Origin of the sequence: Clostridium acidisoli DSM 12555, assembly GCF_900176305.1 — a bacterium.
GTDB classification, from domain to species: domain Bacteria; phylum Bacillota; class Clostridia; order Clostridiales; family Clostridiaceae; genus Clostridium_I; species Clostridium_I acidisoli.
On sequence record NZ_FWXH01000012.1, the window covers coordinates 1 to 22,124 of the forward strand.

At 33.2% G+C, this 22,124-nt stretch carries 21 protein-coding genes and 1 pseudogene; 19 read left to right on the plus strand and 3 right to left on the minus strand.

All coding sequences use genetic code 11. The features are described 5' to 3' along the window. Positions 1 to 354 precede the first annotated feature (354 nt). From B8978_RS13330 to B8978_RS13355, 6 genes and pseudogenes are all read left to right on the plus strand, one after another. Entirely contained in the window at positions 355 to 1,602 is a 1,248-nt protein-coding gene (locus B8978_RS13330; protein WP_084116540.1) for a competence/damage-inducible protein A, read from the plus strand. Positions 1,603 to 2,137: 535 nt separating this feature from the next. Continuing rightward, positions 2,138 to 2,623, plus strand: coding sequence for a MarR family transcriptional regulator (locus B8978_RS13335; RefSeq protein ID WP_084116541.1), 486 nt, complete (start codon positions 2,138 to 2,140; stop codon positions 2,621 to 2,623). Positions 2,624 to 2,803: 180 nt separating this feature from the next. Then, positions 2,804 to 3,448: a flavodoxin family protein gene (locus tag B8978_RS13340; RefSeq protein WP_084116542.1), complete on the plus strand. Its 645-nt coding sequence runs from the start codon at positions 2,804 to 2,806 to the stop codon at positions 3,446 to 3,448. A gap of 279 nt (positions 3,449 to 3,727) precedes the next feature. Beyond that, complete coding sequence (locus tag B8978_RS13345; RefSeq protein ID WP_084116543.1) at positions 3,728 to 4,282, plus strand: recombinase family protein; 555 nt, start codon at positions 3,728 to 3,730, stop codon at positions 4,280 to 4,282. A 32-nt stretch (positions 4,283 to 4,314) separates the two neighbouring features. Then, a pseudogene (locus B8978_RS20560) lies at positions 4,315 to 7,280 on the plus strand (Tn3 family transposase). Positions 7,281 to 7,710: 430 nt separating this feature from the next. Continuing rightward, positions 7,711 to 7,911 carry a hypothetical protein gene (locus B8978_RS13355; RefSeq protein ID WP_084116544.1) on the plus strand — a complete coding sequence of 67 codons (201 nt, stop codon included), beginning with the start codon at positions 7,711 to 7,713 and terminating at the stop codon, positions 7,909 to 7,911. 36 nt (positions 7,912 to 7,947) lie between these two features. Here B8978_RS13355 and B8978_RS13360 read toward each other — a convergent pair whose 3' ends face one another. Genes B8978_RS13360 through B8978_RS13370 form a run of 3 tightly spaced genes read right to left on the minus strand, consistent with a single transcriptional unit; the run spans position 7,948 to position 11,235 of the window. Continuing rightward, positions 7,948 to 9,144: an ABC transporter permease gene (locus B8978_RS13360; RefSeq protein ID WP_084116545.1), complete on the minus strand. Its 1,197-nt coding sequence runs from the start codon at positions 9,142 to 9,144 to the stop codon at positions 7,948 to 7,950. Next, positions 9,110 to 9,823 (minus strand): ABC transporter ATP-binding protein, encoded by a 714-nt coding sequence (locus B8978_RS13365; protein ID WP_084116546.1) that lies wholly within the window; start codon positions 9,821 to 9,823, stop codon positions 9,110 to 9,112. The genes B8978_RS13360 and B8978_RS13365 overlap by 35 nt, the downstream gene beginning before the upstream one ends. Positions 9,824 to 9,864: 41 nt before the next feature. After that, positions 9,865 to 11,235 (minus strand): efflux RND transporter periplasmic adaptor subunit, encoded by a 1,371-nt coding sequence (locus B8978_RS13370; protein WP_084116547.1) that lies wholly within the window; start codon positions 11,233 to 11,235, stop codon positions 9,865 to 9,867. 227 nt (positions 11,236 to 11,462) lie between these two features. Between B8978_RS13370 and B8978_RS13375 the strand changes: the two genes are divergently transcribed. From B8978_RS13375 to accD, 13 genes are all read left to right on the plus strand, one after another. Next, positions 11,463 to 11,924 (plus strand): methylated-DNA--[protein]-cysteine S-methyltransferase, encoded by a 462-nt coding sequence (locus B8978_RS13375; RefSeq protein ID WP_084116548.1) that lies wholly within the window; start codon positions 11,463 to 11,465, stop codon positions 11,922 to 11,924. A 116-nt stretch (positions 11,925 to 12,040) separates the two neighbouring features. After that, positions 12,041 to 13,114 carry an NAD(P)H-dependent flavin oxidoreductase gene (locus tag B8978_RS13380; RefSeq protein WP_084116549.1) on the plus strand — a complete coding sequence of 358 codons (1,074 nt, stop codon included), beginning with the start codon at positions 12,041 to 12,043 and terminating at the stop codon, positions 13,112 to 13,114. 44 nt (positions 13,115 to 13,158) lie between these two features. Then, positions 13,159 to 13,626, plus strand: a complete 468-nt coding sequence (locus B8978_RS13385) for a MarR family winged helix-turn-helix transcriptional regulator (protein ID WP_139796054.1) — start codon at positions 13,159 to 13,161, stop codon at positions 13,624 to 13,626. 4 nt (positions 13,627 to 13,630) lie between these two features. Beyond that, positions 13,631 to 14,602: a beta-ketoacyl-ACP synthase III gene (locus B8978_RS13390; RefSeq protein WP_084116550.1), complete on the plus strand. Its 972-nt coding sequence runs from the start codon at positions 13,631 to 13,633 to the stop codon at positions 14,600 to 14,602. Between the two features lie 29 nt (positions 14,603 to 14,631). Next, positions 14,632 to 14,862 (plus strand): acyl carrier protein, encoded by a 231-nt coding sequence (acpP, locus tag B8978_RS13395; RefSeq protein WP_084116551.1) that lies wholly within the window; start codon positions 14,632 to 14,634, stop codon positions 14,860 to 14,862. A 104-nt stretch (positions 14,863 to 14,966) separates the two neighbouring features. After that, complete coding sequence (gene fabK, locus B8978_RS13400) at positions 14,967 to 15,905, plus strand: enoyl-[acyl-carrier-protein] reductase FabK (RefSeq protein ID WP_084116552.1); 939 nt, start codon at positions 14,967 to 14,969, stop codon at positions 15,903 to 15,905. A 27-nt stretch (positions 15,906 to 15,932) separates the two neighbouring features. Further along, complete coding sequence (fabD, locus tag B8978_RS13405) at positions 15,933 to 16,865, plus strand: ACP S-malonyltransferase (protein WP_084116553.1); 933 nt, start codon at positions 15,933 to 15,935, stop codon at positions 16,863 to 16,865. A 23-nt stretch (positions 16,866 to 16,888) separates the two neighbouring features. Continuing rightward, the gene (gene fabG / locus B8978_RS13410) at positions 16,889 to 17,638 is read left to right on the plus strand and encodes a 3-oxoacyl-[acyl-carrier-protein] reductase (RefSeq protein ID WP_084116554.1); all 750 of its coding nucleotides are present in this window, start codon (positions 16,889 to 16,891) and stop codon (positions 17,636 to 17,638) included. Between the two features lie 35 nt (positions 17,639 to 17,673). Continuing rightward, on the plus strand, positions 17,674 to 18,915 hold the full coding sequence (gene fabF / locus B8978_RS13415; RefSeq protein WP_084116555.1) for a beta-ketoacyl-ACP synthase II: 1,242 nt from the start codon (positions 17,674 to 17,676) through the stop codon (positions 18,913 to 18,915). Positions 18,916 to 18,919: 4 nt separating this feature from the next. Next, a complete protein-coding gene (gene accB, locus B8978_RS13420; RefSeq protein WP_084116623.1) occupies positions 18,920 to 19,390 on the plus strand; it encodes an acetyl-CoA carboxylase biotin carboxyl carrier protein in 471 nt (156 codons plus the stop codon). 30 nt (positions 19,391 to 19,420) lie between these two features. Further along, a complete protein-coding gene (gene fabZ / locus B8978_RS13425) occupies positions 19,421 to 19,852 on the plus strand; it encodes a 3-hydroxyacyl-ACP dehydratase FabZ (protein WP_084116556.1) in 432 nt (143 codons plus the stop codon). Positions 19,853 to 19,886: 34 nt separating this feature from the next. Beyond that, positions 19,887 to 21,230 (plus strand): acetyl-CoA carboxylase biotin carboxylase subunit, encoded by a 1,344-nt coding sequence (locus B8978_RS13430; protein WP_084116557.1) that lies wholly within the window; start codon positions 19,887 to 19,889, stop codon positions 21,228 to 21,230. Positions 21,231 to 21,266: 36 nt separating this feature from the next. After that, a complete protein-coding gene (gene accD, locus B8978_RS13435) occupies positions 21,267 to 22,121 on the plus strand; it encodes an acetyl-CoA carboxylase, carboxyltransferase subunit beta (RefSeq protein ID WP_084116558.1) in 855 nt (284 codons plus the stop codon). Positions 22,122 to 22,124: the final 3 nt, after the last annotated feature.

A 22,124-nucleotide genomic window follows, 5' to 3' on the forward strand; every position in this document is an offset into this window, starting at 1 on the left:
AAACTATCATATTAACACCAAAGGCTACGCCTAAAAGTAAAACCTATGGTTAAAATACATATTATTGTTGTCTCTAAATATTAAGACACATAAATTCATTATTTTTCCGACCTAAGGAGCAAAAATTTCCTTAGACTTTATGGATCTATCCATAAACACTTCACCTTTTATCCGCGCTTAGCAGGGATAAAACCCTTCACCTTACGTCGCAATTTCTTTATATTTCGAACTAAAGAATATACAAGTATATCTTTTCCATTAGTTATAAAAAATACTCCTGTTTAGCAGTAATATGCATTATGGTATAATTTATTTAATAATGACACTAACAAATATAAAAATGGGGTGGAATAAATGAGAGCTGAAATTTTATCAGTAGGTACAGAACTGTTATTAGGAGATATACTTAATACTAATGCTCAATATATTGCTAGGGAACTTGCCAATATTGGAGTAAACGTATTTTATCAAACTGTGGTCGGAGACAATCCAGAAAGATTAAAAAATGCATATAATATCGCTGTTAACAGATCTGATATTGTTATAACAACTGGAGGACTAGGACCTACAAAAGATGATTTAACAAAAGAAATAGCAGCAGAATACTTTAATAAAAAATTACTATTAGATGAAAAATCATTAGAAGAGATGATGGGTTTTTTCAAAAAAATAAACAGAGTTCCTACTGAAAACAACAAAAAACAAGCATATTTTCCAGAAGGCTGCATTATTATTGAAAATCATAATGGAACTGCTCCGGGTTGTATTATAGAAGATGGAGGGAAGATTGCAGCTTTACTTCCTGGACCTCCAAAAGAAATGAAACCCATGTTTCAGGAAAGTATAATACCATATCTTAAAAAGTTTCAAGATGGAACACTTGTATCAAAGGTATTAAGGGTTAGTGGAATTGGAGAAAGCAGTGTGGATAAGGAAATTGGACATATAATAGATAGACAAAAGAATCCAACGGTTGCACCTTATGCTAAAGATAATGAGGTACATTTAAGAGTAACTGCAAAGGGTAAAAATGAAGAAGAAGCACGCAAGCTTATTATTCCAGTAGAAAAGGAGATAAGAGAAGTCCTTGGGGATATAAACGTGTATGGAGTAGATGAAGAGTCAATTGAGGAAGTAATAGCGAAAATGCTTATTGAAAACAATCTTACAATCGGAACTGCAGAATCTTGTACAGGTGGTTTTGTAGCAGGAAAACTTATAGATTATCCTGGTATTTCAAAGGTGTTTTTAGAAGGTGCTGTAACATATAGTAATGAGGCTAAAATGAAAAGGCTAGGTGTAAAAGAAAGCACATTAAATAAGTTTGGAGCAGTTAGTGGTGAGTGCGCAGCAGAGATGGCCCAAGGTATAGCAAGGACTGCTGGAACTAGCATTGGTATTTCTACAACAGGAATAGCAGGACCAGGTGGTGGAAGTGAAGAGAAACCTGTTGGACTTGTGTATGTGGGAATATACATGTTTGGAAAGGTGATTACAAGAAAATTAAACTTTGCAGGTAGCAGACAAAAAGTTAGAGATAGAGCTACATTTACAATATTAGATTTACTTAGAAGAGAACTTGTAAAATATTTAGAAAAATAGGTTTTGGGTTAACTTGGGGTCGCGCCAACATTTCTGACAAAAACCACGCTAAGGAATTAAATGGTAAAATATTGTACTTTTATCCAAGTTAAGGTGGTAATACGGAGTAGTGTATGTATCCAGTCGTGTACCAAGAAGTAACAATCATCTTGTATGATATTATCTTTAAGCTCTCTGGTGCACTTGACTTTATGTGAGCAAAGATAAATGTTAACATTACTTTGATACTGGAGCATTCCTGTAAAGAAAATGAATGAACTTTGAAAAAAATAGATGCCACACTGTAAAATTTGAAATTTGAGTTGCCTGGCTGTAACCACAAATCAAATAACACAGGAGGTTTCATCTTTATTTGTAACATCTTTTAAATTTTGTACAAATGATAAAGGGTATTGCTTATTGAATGGTTAGACTTTTTGGTTTCTATTTTTTTCAGATATAGCCCTTTCCTTAAAATAATTATTCTAATTTTGTTGAAATGACAACAAAAAGATATTATAATATTGTCAAAGTACCATAAAATTGGAGGACGGTCATGAACAAAGAAGAACAAGTCATAATGAGTTTAAGAAACATGTTGAGTAAGATGGATTTGCTAAATAATTTTAAAATGAAAGACAGTCTTAAAAGTTATAAGGCTTTTGAAGTACATTGCATTGAATATATTGGAAAAAACGCGGATTCTAACGTGACAAAACTTGCAGAATCTTTTTATGTCACTAGGGGTGCCATAAGCAGAATGGCTAAGAAGCTCATAAAAAAAGGTATCGTTGAAAGCTATCAGAAGCCGAATAATAAGAAAGAAATCTATTTTAGGCTTACTGAGCAAGGGAAAGCAATTAATAAAATTCATGAGGAAATACACAAAGAGTTTCATGAGCGGGATAAAGCCATATTTGAGCAGATGACTAAGGAACAATTTGACAGCATGCTTAGCTTTGCTGAGAAATATAGTAAGCATTTGGATGGAGAAATACAAGAAGTTGGGTTAGATATAGGAAATTGCAATAAATTTGAATAATGACAATAAAAAATGCAACCTGTTTTAATAGAATCGGCTGCATTTTTTATTGTCATGTTTTTGTTGACAGAACAACAAAATTACGATAAAATAAATTTGTTGACAGAACAACAAAAGAATAGAGGCAAAAATTTAATTAGTTATGTTTAATTTAAAATGATATAAAGAAGGAGATAATTTATGAAACTTATAGCTGTATGTGGTAGTGCAAGAAAACAAGGTAATACCTCAAAAATGTTACATCAAGTAATTGAAGGCGCAAAATCAATAGGAGCTGAAACTGAATTTGTAAATCTTTTTGATCTTAACTACAAAGGCTGTACCAGTTGTTATGCTTGTAAATTGAAAAACAGTAAATCTTATGGACATTGTATGCAAAATGATGAACTTAAGCCCTTATTGGAACGTATTGAACAATCAGATGTAATTGTTATTGGCTCGCCTATTTATTATGGCAATCTATCTGGTCAAATGCGTTCATTTACAGATAGATTGCTTTTCCAATATCTTGATTATGGGGCTAGAGGCACAGGTCCTAAACCCAAAAACTTTAAAACAGCCCTGATAACAACAATGAATGGGAGTGATGAAGATTGTATTGAAAGAGGGGTTAAGGATACTTTAAATATTTTAACAGAAATATTTAGTCATACATTGGGTAGTTGTGAATTACTAAATTTGACTAATACCGTTATGTTTGACGATTATTCAAAGTACGTTTATGAAATGCCGGATATAGAAGAAAAATCAAATCGCATGGAAAAAATTTCAACTGAAAATATGAAGAAGGCATTTGATCTGGGAGTCAGACTTATTAAATCTTAGTTGGACTTGTCAAGAAACGTTCAGTTTATATACTAGAGTACCAAAACGGTATATTTATTCAATAGAGAGGCTTAGTTTTGGAACGACAATAAAGAAAATTTTTATGATATTTTTTATTCATAATATATTCCCATTAACAGTCGTTTTAGGGACTAAAAGAGTTATATACTTTTTAGTCCTTATTTTTATACTTTTCGGCACCAAAACTATTACCAAAAACAAAGTTTCAAAATTGACTACCGCCCACCATTTTTGGTACTATTAAAGTGAGGTGATAGCTTGAATATAGGTTATGCTAGGGTAAGTACTGAAGAACAAAACTTAGATAGGCAAATAGATATACTAAACCGGGCTGGTTGCAATAGAATTTATGAAGAAAAAGTGGCTGGTATAAAAAAGGATCGGCCTGAGCTTAATAAAATGTTAGATCAAATTCGTAATGGAGATGTAATCATAATAGCAGACCTTACAAGATTGAGTAGAAGTGTTAAAGACCTTTTTAGTCTTGTGGAGCAGATTGAAGAAAAAGGAGCTAACATTAAATCAATTAAGGAATCTTGGGTTGATACTACAACAGCACAAGGAAAACTGATGTTTACTATATTTGCAGGTATTAGTCAGTTTGAACGAGATCTAATATCGCAAAGAACAATAGAAGGACTTAATGCAGCACGTGCAAGAGGAAAAAAGGGTGGGCGTCCAAAGACAAATGATAAAGATATTAAATTAGCAGTTAAGATGTATGCTAGCAAAAATCACAGCATTTCTGAAATTACGAAAGCAACTGGCGTCAGCAAAACTACTCTTTATCGATATATTAACAACAATAAATAGTTCTAGTAATTTAACCAAGGAGTTGATATGTAATGGCAGCACCAGAAATTTTACTGACAGAGGATCAAAGACTTGAATTTACTCAAATATCACAGAATATTAGTGAATATGAAATTGCAAAATATTATACTTTTTCTCCATATGATATTGGTATTATTAACAAACATAGAAGAGATTATAACCGTATTGGATTTGCTGTTCAATTAGCTTTACTACGTAATCCAGGGTGGTCTTTTATCAGTATAAATAATATTTCTGAAAGTGTTTTAAATTACATCTCAGAACAAATACAAGTTAGCTCAAAAGAGCTTGCATTATATGCTCAAAGAGAGAATACAAGACTAGAACATTTACAAGAGATTAGAGAAATATATGGATTCACAAATTATACTGACCAACACACTAAATCCCTAACACAAACTTTGTTACCTTATGCCATTGAAAATGATAATGTCATAAATCTGATGAAATTAGCAATCAACGAAATTAAAACACAAAAGATAATACTACCAGGTATCACTACCATTGAGAAGGTTGTGAGCGAAGTGATAGCAAAGGCTGATGAAGAGTTTATTGAAATTGTAAATAATAGCATTACAAGTGATCAAAAGTTTAAACTAGATATGCTTATAAATGCTCAAACTGAGGATACAAATACAAAACTTGGTTGGTTGAAAGAAGATCAAGGACATTCATCACCAAAAGCATTTGCAGAAGTAATAGAAAGACTAGAATTGATAAGAAGCTTAAAGCTTGAACTAAATATTGCAGGGCTGTATCCAAATAGAATTCGTCAATTATCCAGGTTAGGATCTAAATATGAACCATTTTCATTAAGAAGATTTGAAGAAAAAAAGAGATATGCAATATTAGCTTTATACCTATATGAATTAAGCCAAAACCTTATAGATAAAGCAATTGAAATACACGACAGACAGATAAATGTTCTATTGTCTAAAGGTCGTAAGAAACAAGAGGAATTACAAAAACAAAATGGTAAGTCATTGAATGAAAAGATTGTTCACTATATAGATATTGTGGCTGCTTTGATAAAGGCAAGGGATGAAAAATTAGACCCATTTAAAACATTAGAGTCTGTAATGACATGGAGTAAGTTTGTAGAATCTGTTGAGGAAGCTAAAAATTTAGCAAGGCCAGTAAGCTATGATTATCTTGACTTGTTGGACAGTCGATATAATCAACTCCCTAGATATACACCTGTTTTAGTTAAGTATCTGAAGTTTAATTCAACAAATAATGCTTCAAAACCATTAATTGATGCTATAAATATATTAAATGATATGAATGAGAATGGAAATCGAAAAGTTTCTGAAGATGCTCCAACGGATTTTATAGCTAACCGTTGGAACAAATGTTTATATTAAAAAGATGGTTCAATAAACCGCCACTATTATGAAATAGCAACACTTACTGAACTTAAAAATAGAATACGCTCTGGAGATGTTTCTGTTGAAGGAAGTAAGAATTTCAAAGACTTTGAAGAATATCTTATACCACGTGATGAATGGAACAATGTTAGAAAAACAGGTACAAGGCTTGCAGTTAATCTAGATGTGAGAGAATACCTACAAGAAAGAATTGAATCGTTAAATAGTAGATTAAAGTGGTTTTCAAAAAATATTGATACGTTAGATGGTGTAGTGGTTGAAAATTCTAAGATACATATTGATAAATTAGAAAAGGATACCCATCCTGAAGCTGTTTTATTAAGTCAAAAGTTATATAAAATGATGCCTAGAATTAAACTTCCTGATCTGCTTTTGGAAGTATCAAAGTGGACAGACTTTGATAGAAATTTTACTCATGCTTCAAGCGGACACGTTACTAAAAGTGAAGAAAAAACAATACTAATGGCAGCTCTTATGGCTATGGGAACTAATATAGGGTTGTCAAAAATGGCTGATTCAACTCCTGGCATATCTTATAGACAAATGGCTAATATAGCACAATGGAGATTATATGATGATGCCATGAAAAAAGCACAATCTACACTTGTTAATTATCATCATAAATTATTTTTAGCAGCCTTTTGGGGTGATGGCAGCACTTCATCCAGTGATGGTATGCGTGTTCAAATTGGGGTGTCTTCCTTACATGGTGACGTTAATCCACATTACGGAACTGGTAAAGGTGCTACCATGTATAGATTTGTAAGTGATCAATTTTCAACTTTTTACACTAAGGTTATAAATACTAATGCCAGGGATGCAGTGCATGTAATTGACGGACTTCTTTATCATGAGACGGACTTAAATATTGAAGAACATTATACAGATACAGCAGGTTACACTGATCAGGTATTTGGATTAAGCCATTTACTAGGATTTCGCTTTGCACCAAGGATTAGGGATATATCAGAGATTAAACTATATTGTACTGGAAAGGCTAGTGAGTATCCTAAAATTGAGAGTATTAAGAATGGCAGAATTAATACTAAAACAATTGAGGAAAACTTTGATGATGTATTAAGAATGGCACACTCTATAAGAGAAGGTAATGTAACAGGTTCACTTATAATGGGTAAAATAGGTTCTTGTGCAAGGCAAAACGCCTTAGCTACTGCCTTACGAGAAATTGGAAGAATTGAAAAAACTATTTTTATATTAGACTATATAACTAATGAATCACTTAGAAGGCTATCCAAAGAGGCCTTAATAAAGGAGAAGCTATGAACGCACTTGCTAGAGCTATATTTTTTGGTAGGCATGGAGAATTTAGAGAAAGAGAGTTGCAAGATCAGCTTCAAAGAGCCAGTGCTCTTAATATTATAATTAATGCTATGAGCATTTGGAATACTACTTACTTACAAAAGGCTATAGATCATTTAAAACAGACTTGTGATTTTGATGAAAGTTTACTTAAACATATATCCCCATTAGGATGGGAACATATCAATTTACTTGGTGAATATAATTTTGATGTTAAAAATGTTCTTGAATCCGATGAATTAAGACCCTTGAATATTAATAATCCATAAAATGGCTTAGAGTGGGTAAAAAGTCAACTTTTTATCAATTTAATTCCTTAGCGTGGATTTTGTCGGAAATGTTGGCGCGACCCCTTTTAGGCGTAGCCTTTGCTGCTCATACTGTGGTTAATATTGTAATAAATACTTATACATTGAATACCATGACCTTAGGTCAAAAAATCAGTATCAATATACTTTAGATCATAAACCTTTTGCTGAAAGCAAATTCTATCACCATTAATGGTATTACCGTTAATTCTTTAATCTTGCCACTCTGGCAATCTTTCACCTTTTTACTTACGTAGTAGAGTAAAATTCTTTAACCAGGTACTTCATAATTTCTTAATGTTACGTAAAAATCGTATTTATTAAAAAATAGTAATAAGTAATTTAAGACTATTCATATACTTATATAAAAATTTTATATAGGGAGAATTGTATGCAATGTCCTAATATTGAAGCATGTCCATATATTAATAGCAGAGATGGTGAAGATATTATTCAATATAAAAAACAATTTTGTTATGGAGGTTATTTAAGCTGCGCTAGATATAATGTGGGAAACATTGTAGGAAGTGTACCAGATGATTTGCGTCCAGATGATTATGAAGAACAGGCAAAACTAATTAATTCAAAGTAAAAAACTAGACATAAAGTCTAGTTTTTTAGATATATATCACTCTTGAGCTAAGGCGTCAATTGGACTAAGTTTTGAAGCTTTATTTGCAGGATATAGTCCAAATACAACTCCAACTGTTACGGAGAAGGCAAAAGAAGCTAATATTACGGAACCTGATAATGAAATTGCCGTATGGTTAAAGGTTTGTAATAACTCACTTCCACCAACACCAATAATTACACCTAAAATACCCCCAATACCACTTACAAAAATTGCTTCTATTAAGAATTGCATAAGTATGGCCTTCCTTTTAGCACCTAAGGCTTTTCTTATACCAATTTCTCTAGTACGCTCCATTACTGATACAAGCATTATATTCATTATGCCAATACCACCAACTAAAAGAGAAATACAAGCTATTCCAGCAAGTTCGTTTGTCATGGTTTGAGTTGTAGATGTTGCTGTTTGAAGCAAACTTGTTTGGTTAAATACTCTATAGTACTGATTTGTTACAGTACTTGAAGAACTTGTAGAAAGACCATATTTAGTATCTAAAAATAATTCTAGATATTCCATTGCAGTGTTTACCTTATCGGAACTAGACGCTTGAACATAGAAGGTCTTTATTTGTGTTGTCTTTAAAAGTCTTTGAGCGGTTGTAAGTGGAAGCATTATAGTATCATCTGCAGAACCATTAGAACTAGTTCCTTGTGATTTTAATACACCAACGATATCAAAGGACACACCAGATATAGTGATTTTCTGTCCAACAACATCTGTACTGTTAAAGAGCTCAGTTGCTACATCGGTACCTATTACTGCAGAATAGTATCTATTATCCAAATCATCTTGATTAATAAATCTACCACTTTCTACAGGTGTATTTTTAATTGTTTCATAGTTAGGTTCTACAGCCTGCACAGTTGTTGTTGCTGTTTGATCACCACTAGAGATATTAACGTTATTTGAACTAATAGTTGGTGATATATCTTTAATACCTGGCTTTGTTTTAAGTTCATTTAATTCTTGAGTTGAAACTTCCTTTGCCTGTCCAGCTGTAATACTTACGGTTATGAGATTAGTACCCATACTTTGTATTGAATTTTGAACTGATTTTGTACTTCCCTGTCCCATAGCAATTAAGATTATGACAGAGGCAATACCAATGATTATTCCAAGCATTGTGAGAAAAGACCGTATTTTATTAGTTATAATTGATTTAATGGCCATTTTGAGCAATTGATAAGTTTTCACTAGTGTCACCTCCATCATCAGAAATTATATGACCATCCTTAATTTGAATTCTTCTTTCAGCTTCTGCAGCGATTGATAAATCATGTGTTATTAGAACGATGGTCCTTCCTGATTTATGAAGTTTTTGCAAAAGAGCAAGGACTTCTTTTCCTGTTTTACTGTCCAAAGCTCCAGTAGGCTCATCTGCCATAATAACAGATGGGTTAGTTGCAAGTGCACGGGCTATGGCAACCCTTTGCTGCTGACCACCAGAGAGTTCTGTTGGTTTGTGATGAATATGGGAAGCTAAACCAACTTGTTCTAATGCTGTTTGAATTCTTTCTTTTCTTTCAGCATTTCCAAGTCCTAAATAAATCAAAGGAATTTCTACATTTTCATATACATTTAATTTTGTAAGTAGATTATATCTTTGAAATATAAAACCAATTTTTTCATTTCGTATTGATGCTAATTGATCGTCATTTAAACTTTCAACAGGTTTTCCATCGAGAAGATAACTACCTTCAGTAGGCGTATCAAGGCAACCTAAGATATTCATTAATGTGGATTTACCAGAACCTGAGGGACCAACAATAGCAGCAAATTCACCTTCTTCGATTCTCAGAGAAACCTTATCTAAAGCATAAAGTTTCTCTTTGCCTATTTCATATATTTTACTTAGATTTTTTATCTCTATCATGATTATATTCCTCCATAATTAATTTTTATGAGGCAAATAAATTAATTTCCACCTTTGGAACTTTTACCACTACCGTCGCCGAAGCTGCTGCCACCTCCAAAACCACTACCGCCGCCGAAGCCACTACCGCCACCGAAGCCGCCTCTTCCACTGCCAGAAGATGTGGAGGAAGAAACACTAGGTAATTTAACAAGTACCTTTTGACCGTCATCTAAACCGCTTGTAACTTCAACATAATTTTGATTTGAAATACCAGTTTGTATTTCTACAAGTTTTCCAGCTGATTGGGCATTCTTTCCGCCACCAGAATATGAGGAGCTTCTTTTACTGCTACCAGAATATGAACTGTTTGAACTTCCAGATCCATTTGATGAAGCTTCTAATACATATTTATTACCGTTTATAGTTTGAATTGCAGCAGAAGGTACCATTACAATGTTGTCCTTAGTTTGTACATTTATAGTAACATTTCCATTCATTCCAAGTTTTAAACCAGTGGAATCATCAATTGTAACAACTACATTATAAGTGGTTACATTATTTGAAGTAGTACCACTATCCGGTATACTTGCTACAGTTCCTGTATATGTTTTGCCGGCAACATCAGCAAATGTTATGTTAGCTTTTTGTCCAACTTTAACCTTACTAATATCAAGTTCATCTACAGCAACTTGAACTTGCAATTTTGTAAGATCTACAATTGTTCCAAGGGTTTTACCCGATTGAACTGTATCTCCATTTGCATTAGCTACATTTTCAAAAGTTCCACTTATTGGGGCAATTATATTATCTTTACTTAACGATGTATTATCATTGTTAAGTGTAGTTTGAGCCTGTTGAATTGTTAAATTTTGATTTGCTATATTATTGTTGTCTGTATTTGTGTCATTGGTCAATGCATTTTGAGCTGTTGTAATATCATTATTATCTTTAGCAATTGTTGCTTGGTCGATTCTTGGATTAGCTTGATCTTCAGCAAGTTGCTGATTAGCTTGGTTTATTTTAGCTTGATCAAGACTAGCATCATTAGCTTGTTTTTGCTGAAGTTGAGTGAGCTGCTGCTTAGCTTGACTAAGTTTTAATTGATCAGTTGCTACTTGACTGTTAAGGTTTGAGTCTACAACAGAACCTAAAGAGGTACCTTGCGTTATGATACTTCCTGTAGTAACTTTAAAATTGCTTAAAGTACCGTTACCTGGAATTATTACATCACTTGTTGCTTGAGAGGATACAGCCCCGGTTCCTGTAACTGTAACATTTATAGTGCCTGTTGTAGCCTGCTCTGTAATATATCTGCTTTGTGCAGTTGAGCTAGCTTTGAATTTTGTAGCATATAAGTAGTAACCTCCACCTGCAATTACTACTAAAATTAATGCAGAAATAATTAATTTTTTTAGTGAAGCTCTATTCATTTTAAATTCCTCCTAAGATTTAGTTTCTATTTTAAAAGCTAATTGATGATTTCCAATGTGTTAAGGTTTAGTTACATAATATAGGGACTTTGTTACAGTTTCATGGCAAGATTGTAAATAATAAAGTTAAGAGGTTAGAAAGTGTAACGATTTAATGTAATATGTTTAATTACAGTAAATTAAGTTATAATATTTATATATAATAATTTAAAAGGGGACTGGTGAATATGTATAGTGCATATTATAATTCTCCCATTGGGGTAATACAGATTAAAGGTTCAGATAAAGGAATTGAGGAATTAAACTTTTTAAATGAAAATGACAAAGTATATGAAACTGATAAGCTAGATGACAATATGCTTTTGTGTATAAAAGAACTTAATGAATATTTTACAAATAGAAGAAAGAATTTTACAGTTAAATTAAATATTAAAGGCACGGAATTCCAGAAAAAGGTTTGGAATGAGCTTCTAAAAATACCTTATGGTGAATGTAGATCGTACAAAGATATTGCAACTCAAGTTGGAAATTCAAAAGCAGCAAGGGCTGTAGGACTAGCAAATAATAAAAATAAGATAGCTATAATAATTCCATGCCATAGAGTAATAGGGGCATCAGGAAAACTTATAGGATATGCTGGTGGAGTTGATAAAAAAGAATATTTAATAAACCTTGAAAAATTAACATAAATGTAAATAAATAAGAAATTTCTTGACTAAAATAATAAATTTATATATACTTTGATTATCAAAATATTTGATTATGAATATAAAATTTAATATAAATAGAAAAGGAAGAGATAATTATGAGAATACCTCCGTTGGTAATAGGAGATTTAAAAGCAGAAATTCCCATAGTTCAAGGAGGTATGGGTGTAGGTATATCCCGCTCACGTCTTGCAGGTGCTGTTGCAAATTGTAAGGGAGTAGGGATTATTTCATCTGTACAAATTGGTTTTGATGAGCCTGATTTCGATACGAATACAGAAGAAGCAAATGAAAGGGCCCTAAGAAAACATATACGAAAAGCAAAAGAGATAAGTCCAAATGGAATAATTGGCTTAAACATTATGGTTGCAGTAAATAATTATAATACCACAGCTAAAATTGCGGTAGAAGAGGGCATAGATATTATAATTTCAGGCGCAGGTCTGCCAATGACATTGCCAGGACTTGTAGAAGGTTCTAAAACTAAGATTGCACCTATAGTATCATCAGGGAAAGCAGCAAAGGTTATATGTAAGATGTGGGATAAAAAGCATAATCGTATACCTGATTTAGTTGTGGTTGAGGGACCAGAGGCAGGGGGACATCTTGGATATTCACTTGACGAACTAAAGGATGGAAAATTGAAGTTACTTCAAATAGTTAAGGATGTTATTGAGGCAGTAAAACCTTTTGAAGAAAAACATAATAAAAAAATACCTGTTATTGCAGCAGGTGGAATATATACAGGTGAAGAAATTGCAGAATGTTTAAAAGTTGGTGCAGCAGGTGTTCAAATGGCAACTAGATTTATTGCCACTGAGGAATGTGATGCAAGCTTAGAATATAAAATGGAATACTTAAAGTGCAAAAAAGAAGATATAGAGATTGTTGTAAGTCCAGTAGGAATGCCAGGAAGAGCTATTAAAAACACATTTATCAATAGAATAAAGCAGAATAATGAAAAAATAGATAAATGTTACAACTGTTTGAAGCCATGTAATCCTAAGGATACTCCATATTGTATATCCAAAGCATTGATAAATTCAGTCAAAGGAAATGTTAATGATGGACTTCTTTTTACGGGTGCTAATGGATATAGGTTAGATAAAATTGTAAAAGTAAAAGAGCTTATTGATGAACTTGTAAGCGATTGTGAAAAGGCACTTGAATAGTTCAAGTAAATACAAGTATATCTTGTTTAAGAGCGGTGATATAAGTGGATAGGGCTTTAGCTGTAATGAATGAATTAATGGTAGATATCTTTAATGATATTTTGACAATAGAACAGTCTGCATTAAGAGCGGGTTCCTTTAATGACTTATCTGTAACTGAAATACATACTATTGAAGCTATCGGAATGTATGTTCCTAGAAATATGTCTGAAGTAGCTGGAGATCTTAATATTACAGTAGGAACACTCACAATAGCTATTGGAAATTTGGTTAAAAAAGGTTATGTCGAGAGAAAGAGATCAGATGAAGATAGAAGAGTTGTTAAGATTGCTTTAACTAAGAGAGGAAAGCTTGCATATAGGATTCATGCGAAATTTCATAGAGATATGATTAAAGAGACTACAAATGGTTTAAATGAAGAAGAAAAAAATATCTTAGTAAATTCTTTGGAAAAACTTAACATATTTCTCAAAGAAAAATATAAGCTTAAAACAAGGGCTAATAGGGAGTGATTATGTGAATAATGTTAAGATAATAGGGGTTGGAAGTTATGCACCAGAAAGAGTAGTGACTAATTTTGAACTTTCAGAAATAGTGGATACTAGTGATGAGTGGATTTCTTCAAGAACTGGTATAAAGGAAAGACGAATAACAGAAGGAGAGAACACCTCAAGTTTAGCAGCTAAGGCAGCATTAGGAGCCATAAAAGATGCAAAAATAGATCCTTTAGAATTAGACCTAATAATTCTTGCTACAACATCACCAGATTCATTTACACCATCTACTGCATGTTTAGTTCAAGCAATTATAGGTGCAGATAATGCTACATGTTTTGATATTGGAGCAGCCTGTTCAGGATTTATATATGGACTAAACGTAGCTACACAATTTATAAAAACTGGAGCAGCAAAAACAGTACTTGTTATTGGAGCAGAAGTTCTTTCAAAGATACTTGATTGGGAGGATAGATCAACTTGTGTGCTTTTTGGAGATGGTGCAGGTGCTGCCATATTAAAAAGAAGTGAAACTAACGGAATATTATCAATATTTACTGGATCAGACGGTAAAGGTGCAGAGTTTTTGGAGTGTCCTGCAGTAAGTGTTAAAAATCCATTTGTCACCAAAAATCATGAAAAAACAGAAGTAATATCTATGAATGGAAAAGAAGTATTTAGATTTGCGGTTAAAGCAATGCCTACAGGTATTGAAGAAGTATTAAAAGATAGTCCATATACCATAGATGATATTAAATATATTGTTCCACACCAAGCAAATATGAGAATTATAGAGCACGTGGCTAAAAAACTTAATATTGACAGTAGTAAGTTTTTTATAAACTTAGATAGATATGGCAATACATCTGCTGCAACCATACCCATTGCACTAGATGAAATGTCAAAGGCAGGCTTGCTAGAAAGCGGCGATAAAATTATAATTATTGGCTTTGGTGGAGGATTAACTTTTGGATCCGCACTTATTGAATGGTAATATATATAAAATTATAGGAGTATGTTGGTATGATATTTGAAACAGTAAAGCGCATTACAGCGGAACAGTTAAATGTTGATGAAAATACTATAAAAATGTACACAGCTTTTAACAGAGATTTGGAGGCAGATTCTTTAGATCTTTTTCAGATAATAATGGAAATTGAAGATGAGTTCAATATTCAAATTGAAGACACTGATGATATAATTACTGTTGAAGATGCAGTTAAATTTATAAAAGACAGAATTAAACAGGAATAATTAACTAGGGTCAGATTAAAGGAGTAAATGGATTTAAAATATACATTACTGATTGATCTGGCCTGTAGATATTTTAAGGATAAGAAAACTATTAGGAGGTTATTATGATTAAATCCATAATTTGCGAAATGACAGGAATAAAATACCCCATTATACAAGGTGGAATGGCTTGGATAGCTGATAGCTCACTTGCAGCAGCAGTGTCTAATGCAGGAGGTCTAGGAATAATAGCAGCTGCTAATGCACCTGTGGACTATATAAGAGATGAAATAAGAAAAACCCAAAAATTAACAGATAAACCTTTTGGAGTTAATATAATGTTATTAAGCGATAATGCTGAAGAGGTAGCAAAAATGGTCTGTGAAGAAGGCGTTAAAGTTGTTACAACAGGTGCCGGCAATCCAGGAAAATACATAGAAATGTGGAAAGAACATGATATTAAGGTTATTCCAGTAGTTGCATCAGTTGCCCTTGCAAAAAGAATGGAGAGAAGTGGTGTAGATGCAGTTATAGCAGAAGGCTGTGAATCAGGTGGCCATGTTGGGGAACTTACTACAATGACACTGGTACCTCAAGTTGTTGATGCAGTAAATATTCCAGTAATTGCAGCTGGTGGTGTAGGTGATGGAAGAGGAATAGCAGCGGCACTTATGCTTGGAGCAGTAGGAGTTCAAGTAGGAACTAGATTTTTAGTAGCAAATGAATGTACGGTTCATGAAAAATATAAAGAAAAAGTAATAAAAGCTAAAGATATTGATTCTGTGGTAACAGGAAGACCTACAGGCCATCCTGTTAGAGTGTTAAGAAATAAACTTACAAGAAAATTTCAGATTTTAGAAAAAGAGGGAGCAGCTGCTGAAAAGTTTGAGGAATTAGGCAGGGGGGCTCTTCCAAAAGCAGTAAAAGAAGGCGATACAGATAATGGATCAGTTATGGCCGGACAAATTGCAGGTCTTGTATGTAAAACTCAAAGTTGTGAAGAAATTATAAAGGAAATGTTCAGTGAAGCAGAAAACTTATTAAGTACTAAAATATTAGTATAATTTAAAGACTATGGAGTGAGAAACAGTATGGGAAAGATAGCATTTTTATTTTCTGGTCAAGGTGCCCAGTACGTTGGTATGGGAAAAGAATTATTTGAAAATTGTAAAGTGAGTAGAGAAACTTTTGAAGAGGCAGATGATGTACTAGGGTTTAAGATAAGTAAGCTTTGTTTTGAAGGAAGTAAAGAGGAACTAGATAAGACAGAGAACACTCAGCCTGCTATTTTGGCTACAAGTATAGCTGCACTTAAGGCTTTAGAAGAGAATGGAATTAAAGCTGATTTAGCGGCGGGATTAAGTCTTGGAGAATATACAGCTCTTGTTTATAGTGGGATTTTTAAGTTTAGTGATGCAGTTAAACTAGTTAAAAAAAGAGGAAAGTTTATGCAAGAAGCTGTACCTATGGGAGAAGGTGCCATGGCAGCAGTTATAGGGTTAGATGGTGATAAGGTTAAAGATGTATGTAAAAAAGCAAGTGAATTTGGAATTATAGAACCATCAAACTTTAATTGCCCAGGACAGATAGCTGTGGCAGGAGAGGTTTTAGCTGTAGAGAAGGCAATAGACATAGCAAAAGAAGCAGGAGCTAGAAAAGTAGTAATGCTTCAAGTAAGCGGACCATTTCATACTTCAATGTTAAAACCAGCTTCAGATAAATTAAAAACAGAACTTGAACAAGTGGAAATAAATGATTTTAATGTTCCAGTCATAACAAATGTTACTGGAGATTATATTAAATCTAAAGATGATGTAAAACAACTATTACAAAAACAAGTTATGAGTTCAGTGCTTTGGGAAGATACTATAAAAAGAATGATAGCTGATGGAGTAGATACTTTTGTAGAAATAGGACCAGGCAAAACTTTGAGTGGTTTTGTAAAAAAAGTAGATAGAAGTTTAAGGATATTTAATGTAGAAGATTTAAACAGTTTAAATAAATGTGTAGAAGGATTAAAATAGTATAAATAAGGAGATGAGAATACATGTCAGGAATTAGTCTTCAGGGTAAAACCGCAGTTATAACAGGTGCAAGTAGAGGTATTGGTAAGGCAATAGCATTATCACTAGCAGAACTTGGTGCAAATATAGTTGTTAACTATAGAAGTACACCTGTAGATGAACTTGTTAAAGAGATTGAAGCAAAAGGTGTTAAGGCTATAGCTGTAAAAGCGGATGTAAGTAAATTTGATGAAGCAGAAGAACTTATAAAGGAAGCTGTTAGGGTATTTGGAACATTGGATATACTAATAAATAACGCAGGAATTACAAAGGATGGACTTGTAATTAGAATGAAAGAAGAGGACTTTGATAAGGTTATTGAAGTAAATTTAAAAGGTGCATTTAATACGATAAGGCATGCAAGTGGTATAATGTTAAAGAAGAGATCTGGAAGAATAATAAATATAACTTCAGTTGTAGGAATAACAGGAAATGCAGGTCAATTAAATTATTCCTCTGCTAAAGCTGGGCTTATAGGAATGACTAAATCTTTGGCAAGAGAACTTGGAAGCAGAGGGGTCACAGTTAATGCAGTAGCACCTGGATTTATTCAATCAGATATGACTGATAAATTGTCTGATAAACAGAAAGAAGCTATAATGTCAGGAATTCCACTTAAAAAGGCGGGAAATACAGAAGATGTAGCAAATGCAGTAGCATTTTTAGTATCAGACATGGCTTCATATATAACTGGTCAGGTTGTAAATGTTGATGGCGGAATGGTAATGCAATAAAAGATAATTAAAAGATGGAGGCAGGCGAAAAATATATGAGTAGAAGAGTAGTAATTACAGGAATGGGAGCAATAACACCAGTTGGAAATGATGTAGATACTTTTTGGAATTCGATTTCAAATGGTAAAGTTGGTATTGATACGATAACAGCTTTTGATGTAACAGATTTTAAGGCAAAGCTTGCAGCAGAAGTCAAGGATTTTAATCCAGAGGATTACATAGAAAGAAGAGAAGCTAGGAGAATGGACAGATTTTGTCAATTTGCATTAGCAGCTTCAAAGCAGGCAGTTGAAGATTCAAAATTAAATTTTGAAGATGAGAATATGGATAAAATAGGAGTAATAGTAGGCTGTGGTATAGGTGGAATCGGAACAATAGAAGAGCAGGAAATAAAACTTAATGAAAAAGGACCTAATAGAGTTTCACCAATGTTAATACCAATGATAATTAGTAACATGGCAGCTGGAAACATAGCAATAAAATATGGAGCAAAGGGTATATGTACTACCATTGTAACTGCATGTGCATCTGCAAATAATGCCATTGGTGAAGCATTTCACAAAATAAAGGAAAATCATGCAGATATAATTTTTGCAGGTGGAACAGAGGCAGCTATTACTCCAATATCAATTGCAGGATTTATATCACTAACAGCATTAAGCAAGAGTACAGATCCTAAAAGAGCTTCAATTCCATTTGACGCAGAGAGAAATGGATTTGTTATGGGAGAAGGATCAGCAATGTTAATACTTGAAGAATATGAGCATGCAGTAAAAAGAAATGCAAAAATATATGCAGAGGTTGTTGGATATGGAGCAACTTGTGATGCATATCACATAACCGCACCATCACCAGATGGAGAAGGCGGCGCAAGGTCAATGCTTATGGCAATTGAAGATGCAGGAATTAAACCAGAAGAGGTTTCATATATAAATGCACATGGAACAAGTACACAAGCAAATGAGAAAACAGAAACAGCATCATTTAAAAAGGTATTTGGTGAAAATGCATATAAGATTCCTATTAGTTCAACAAAATCTATGACAGGACATTTATTAGGAGCAGCGGGTGCTATTGAAGCTGTTGTTTGCGTTAAGGCTCTTCAAGATGATTTTGTGCCACCAACAGTAGGCCTTCAGGTTAGTGATCCAGATTGTGATTTGGATTACGTACCAAATGTGGGAAGAAAGACAGAACTGCAATTTGCACTATCTAACTCTTTAGGATTTGGTGGACATAACGCAGCACTTGTATTTAAGAAATGGAGAGGTAGGTAATAAGATGGATTATAAAGCTATAGAACAGCTTATTAAAACAGCAGGAGAAACAGGATTAACATATCTAGACATAGAAACTGAAGGTATTCATATAACAATGAAAAAAGGATCCCTAAAGGGAGAAAATGAGGTAATATTAGCTGAAAGCGAAAAAGAAAATTTATTATCTAAAGTTGAAATAAATGAACCTAAGGAAGCAATAAAAACTGAAGAAAAAATTGTAGATGATGAGAATGTTAAAACAATAACTTCACCAATAGTTGGAACTTATTATGCTTCAGCGGATCCTAAAAATGATGCTTTTGTTAAAATTGGAAGTAAAGTTAAAAAGGGAGACACACTTTGTATAATTGAAGCTATGAAACTCATGAATGAGATAGATTCAGAATTTGATGGTGAAATTGTAGAAGTTCTTGTGGAAAATGAACAAATGGTTGAATACGGTCAGGGTTTATTCAAAATCAGATGTAATTAGTTTCCTGACTTAATGAATGGAGAGAAAATTATGAGTTTAGATATAAATCAGATAATGGAAATAATACCACATAGATTTCCAATGCTTCTAATTGATAGAGTAGAAGAAGTAGAACCAGGGAAAAGAGTTCTAGGGTATAAGAATGTTACTATTAATGAAAACTTTTTTCAAGGACATTATCCAGGTTATCCAGTTATGCCAGGAGTGCTCATTGTTGAAGCAATGGCACAACTTGGAGGAACAGCTATACTATCCATGGATGAGTATAAAGGAAAAACCCCACTATTTGGTGGCATAAAATCAGCTAAATTTAGAAAGCCAGTAGTCCCAGGAGATACTTTAAAATTAGAAGTGGAAATAGTGAAAATCAAAGGACCAGTAATAGTAGGTAAAGGCACAGCTACAGTGGAAGGTAAAAAAGCTGCAGAAGCTGAACTTACTTTTATGTTAGTAGATAAATAATAAGCAGTAAGCTTTAGAAATGGAGAGTATAGGTATGCTTAAAAAGATATTGATTGCTAACCGAGGTGAGATAGCAGTTAGAATAATAAGAGCTTGTCAAGAACTAGGAATTGCTACGGTTGCTGTCTATTCAGAGATTGACAGGGATGCGATGCATACGCAAATTGCAGATGAGGCAGTATGCATTGGACCAGCAAAATCACAAGATAGCTATTTAAATATGCAAAATATAATAAGTGCAACAGTACTTACAGGAGCACAAGCTATTCATCCTGGATTTGGGTTTTTATCTGAGAATAGCAAGTTTGCAAAGATGTGTGAAGAATGTAACATAGTATTTATAGGACCTGATGCTGAAACCATAGACAATATGGGTAATAAATCAAAGGCTAGAGAAATAATGATTAATGCTGGAGTACCAGTTATACCAGGTACTGAAGGTGCAGTTAAAGGCTTAGAGGATGCACTTTTAGAAGCGGAAAAAATAGGGTTCCCTGTAATGATAAAAGCATCTGCCGGCGGTGGTGGAAGAGGAATTAGAGTAGTAAAAGAAAAAAGTGAATTTAAAAAGGCTTTTGAAACAGCACAAACAGAAGCTAAGGTAGCTTTTGGTGATGATACTATGTATATTGAGAAATTTATAGAAGATCCTAGGCACGTAGAGTTTCAAATATTAGGAGATAATTTTGGCAATATATTATATTTAGGTGAAAGAGATTGTTCCATACAAAGAAGAAACCAGAAAGTTCTTGAAGAGTCACCATCACCAGTTATGACTGAAGAATTAAGAAAAAAAATGGGTGAAACTGCTGTTAAGGCTGCAAAAGCTGTAAACTACAGAAATGCAGGCACAATAGAGTTTCTTTTAGATAAACATGGAGATTTTTATTTCATGGAAATGAATACTCGTATACAGGTAGAACATCCAATTACAGAAATGGTAACTGGAACAGACTTGTTAAAAGAACAGATAAAAATTTCATCAGGACACGAAATTGCATTTAAACAAGAGGACGTTAAAATTTCAGGTCATGCAATAGAATGTCGTATAAATGCAGAAAATCCTGAAAAGGGATTTAGACCTTCTCCTGGTCAAATAAAAGCACTTAATTTTCCAGGTGGAATTGGTGTTAGAATAGACAGTGCAGTTTTCCAAGGATATATAATTCCACCAACCTATGACTCTATGATAGCTAAACTAATTGTTTATGGAAGAGACAGGGAGGAAGCCTTAAATAAAATGAAAAGAGCATTAGGTGAGTTTGTAATAGAAGGTGTTGATACTAATATAGATTTTCAATACAAAATACTTAATAATCGTTCATTTATTGAGGGTAAATATAATACAGGTTTCATAAATAAGGAATTTAATCTATAATTAAGTAATAAGGTACTATAAAGGTTAGGTGATTGTATGGGATTGTTCAGAAAAAGAAAATATATTACTGTTAGTAACACTGAAATAAATAGAGATGATATATTAGGTGAACAACAGCCTATAATACCAGATGGTATGTGGGTTAAATGTCCTAAGTGTGGAAGAATATTATACAACAAGGACTTAGAGGAGAAGCTTAAGGTTTGTGGAAATTGTAACGCTCATATAAGACTTACAGCTAGAGAAAGAATAGATATTACAATAGATAAAGGTAGTTTTGTTGAATTTGATGCAGATATGAAATCAGATAATCCTTTAGATTTTCCTGAATATGATGTAAAAACAGCAGCTATGGCTAAAAAAACCGGAATAAATGAAGCTGTTATTACAGGAATGGGGACAATAGGAGGAAAAAAGACAGTAATAGCTGTTATGGATAGTCATTTTATGATGGCCAGCATGGGATCAGTTGTTGGTGAAAAGATAACAAGGGCAATAGAAACAGCAACAGGAAAAGAGTTACCCATAATAATATTTACTGCATCTGGTGGTGCTAGAATGCAGGAAGGAATGTTCTCTTTAATGCAAATGGCAAAGACTAGTAGTGCACTTGCAAAACATGATGAAAAGGGACTTCTGTACATAACTGTCCTTACAGATCCAACCACAGGCGGAGTAACAGCAAGTTTTGCAATGCTTGGTGATATAATATTATCAGAACCAGGAGCACTTGTTGGTTTTGCGGGAAGAAGAGTTATACAACAGACACTTAAGGAACAGTTACCTGAAGAATTCCAAAGTGCTGAGTTTTTATTAGAGCATGGATTTATAGATAAAGTGGTAGATAGATCAAAATTAAAAGATTTACTAACGCAGTTATTATCAAATTAGATT

What these genes read in the sequence shown, in the direction of transcription:
- accD (WP_084116558.1), top strand. Translation starts at nt 21,267, where the DNA reads ATGGGATTGTTCAGAAAAAGAAAATATATTACTGTTAGTAACACTGAA.
- fabZ (WP_084116556.1), top strand. Translation starts at nt 19,421, where the DNA reads ATGAGTTTAGATATAAATCAGATAATGGAAATAATACCACATAGATTT.
- B8978_RS13335 (WP_084116541.1), top strand. Translation starts at nt 2,138, where the DNA reads ATGAACAAAGAAGAACAAGTCATAATGAGTTTAAGAAACATGTTGAGT.
- B8978_RS13380 (WP_084116549.1), top strand. Translation starts at nt 12,041, where the DNA reads ATGAGAATACCTCCGTTGGTAATAGGAGATTTAAAAGCAGAAATTCCC.
- B8978_RS13340 (WP_084116542.1), top strand. Translation starts at nt 2,804, where the DNA reads ATGAAACTTATAGCTGTATGTGGTAGTGCAAGAAAACAAGGTAATACC.
- B8978_RS13355 (WP_084116544.1), top strand. Translation starts at nt 7,711, where the DNA reads ATGCAATGTCCTAATATTGAAGCATGTCCATATATTAATAGCAGAGAT.
- accB (WP_084116623.1), top strand. Translation starts at nt 18,920, where the DNA reads ATGGATTATAAAGCTATAGAACAGCTTATTAAAACAGCAGGAGAAACA.
- fabF (WP_084116555.1), top strand. Translation starts at nt 17,674, where the DNA reads ATGAGTAGAAGAGTAGTAATTACAGGAATGGGAGCAATAACACCAGTT.
- B8978_RS13330 (WP_084116540.1), top strand. Translation starts at nt 355, where the DNA reads ATGAGAGCTGAAATTTTATCAGTAGGTACAGAACTGTTATTAGGAGAT.
- fabG (WP_084116554.1), top strand. Translation starts at nt 16,889, where the DNA reads ATGTCAGGAATTAGTCTTCAGGGTAAAACCGCAGTTATAACAGGTGCA.
- B8978_RS13375 (WP_084116548.1), top strand. Translation starts at nt 11,463, where the DNA reads ATGTATAGTGCATATTATAATTCTCCCATTGGGGTAATACAGATTAAA.
- fabD (WP_084116553.1), top strand. Translation starts at nt 15,933, where the DNA reads ATGGGAAAGATAGCATTTTTATTTTCTGGTCAAGGTGCCCAGTACGTT.
- fabK (WP_084116552.1), top strand. Translation starts at nt 14,967, where the DNA reads ATGATTAAATCCATAATTTGCGAAATGACAGGAATAAAATACCCCATT.
- acpP (WP_084116551.1), top strand. Translation starts at nt 14,632, where the DNA reads ATGATATTTGAAACAGTAAAGCGCATTACAGCGGAACAGTTAAATGTT.
- B8978_RS13370 (WP_084116547.1), bottom strand. Translation starts at nt 11,235, where the DNA reads ATGAATAGAGCTTCACTAAAAAAATTAATTATTTCTGCATTAATTTTA.
- B8978_RS13365 (WP_084116546.1), bottom strand. Translation starts at nt 9,823, where the DNA reads ATGATAGAGATAAAAAATCTAAGTAAAATATATGAAATAGGCAAAGAG.
- B8978_RS13430 (WP_084116557.1), top strand. Translation starts at nt 19,887, where the DNA reads ATGCTTAAAAAGATATTGATTGCTAACCGAGGTGAGATAGCAGTTAGA.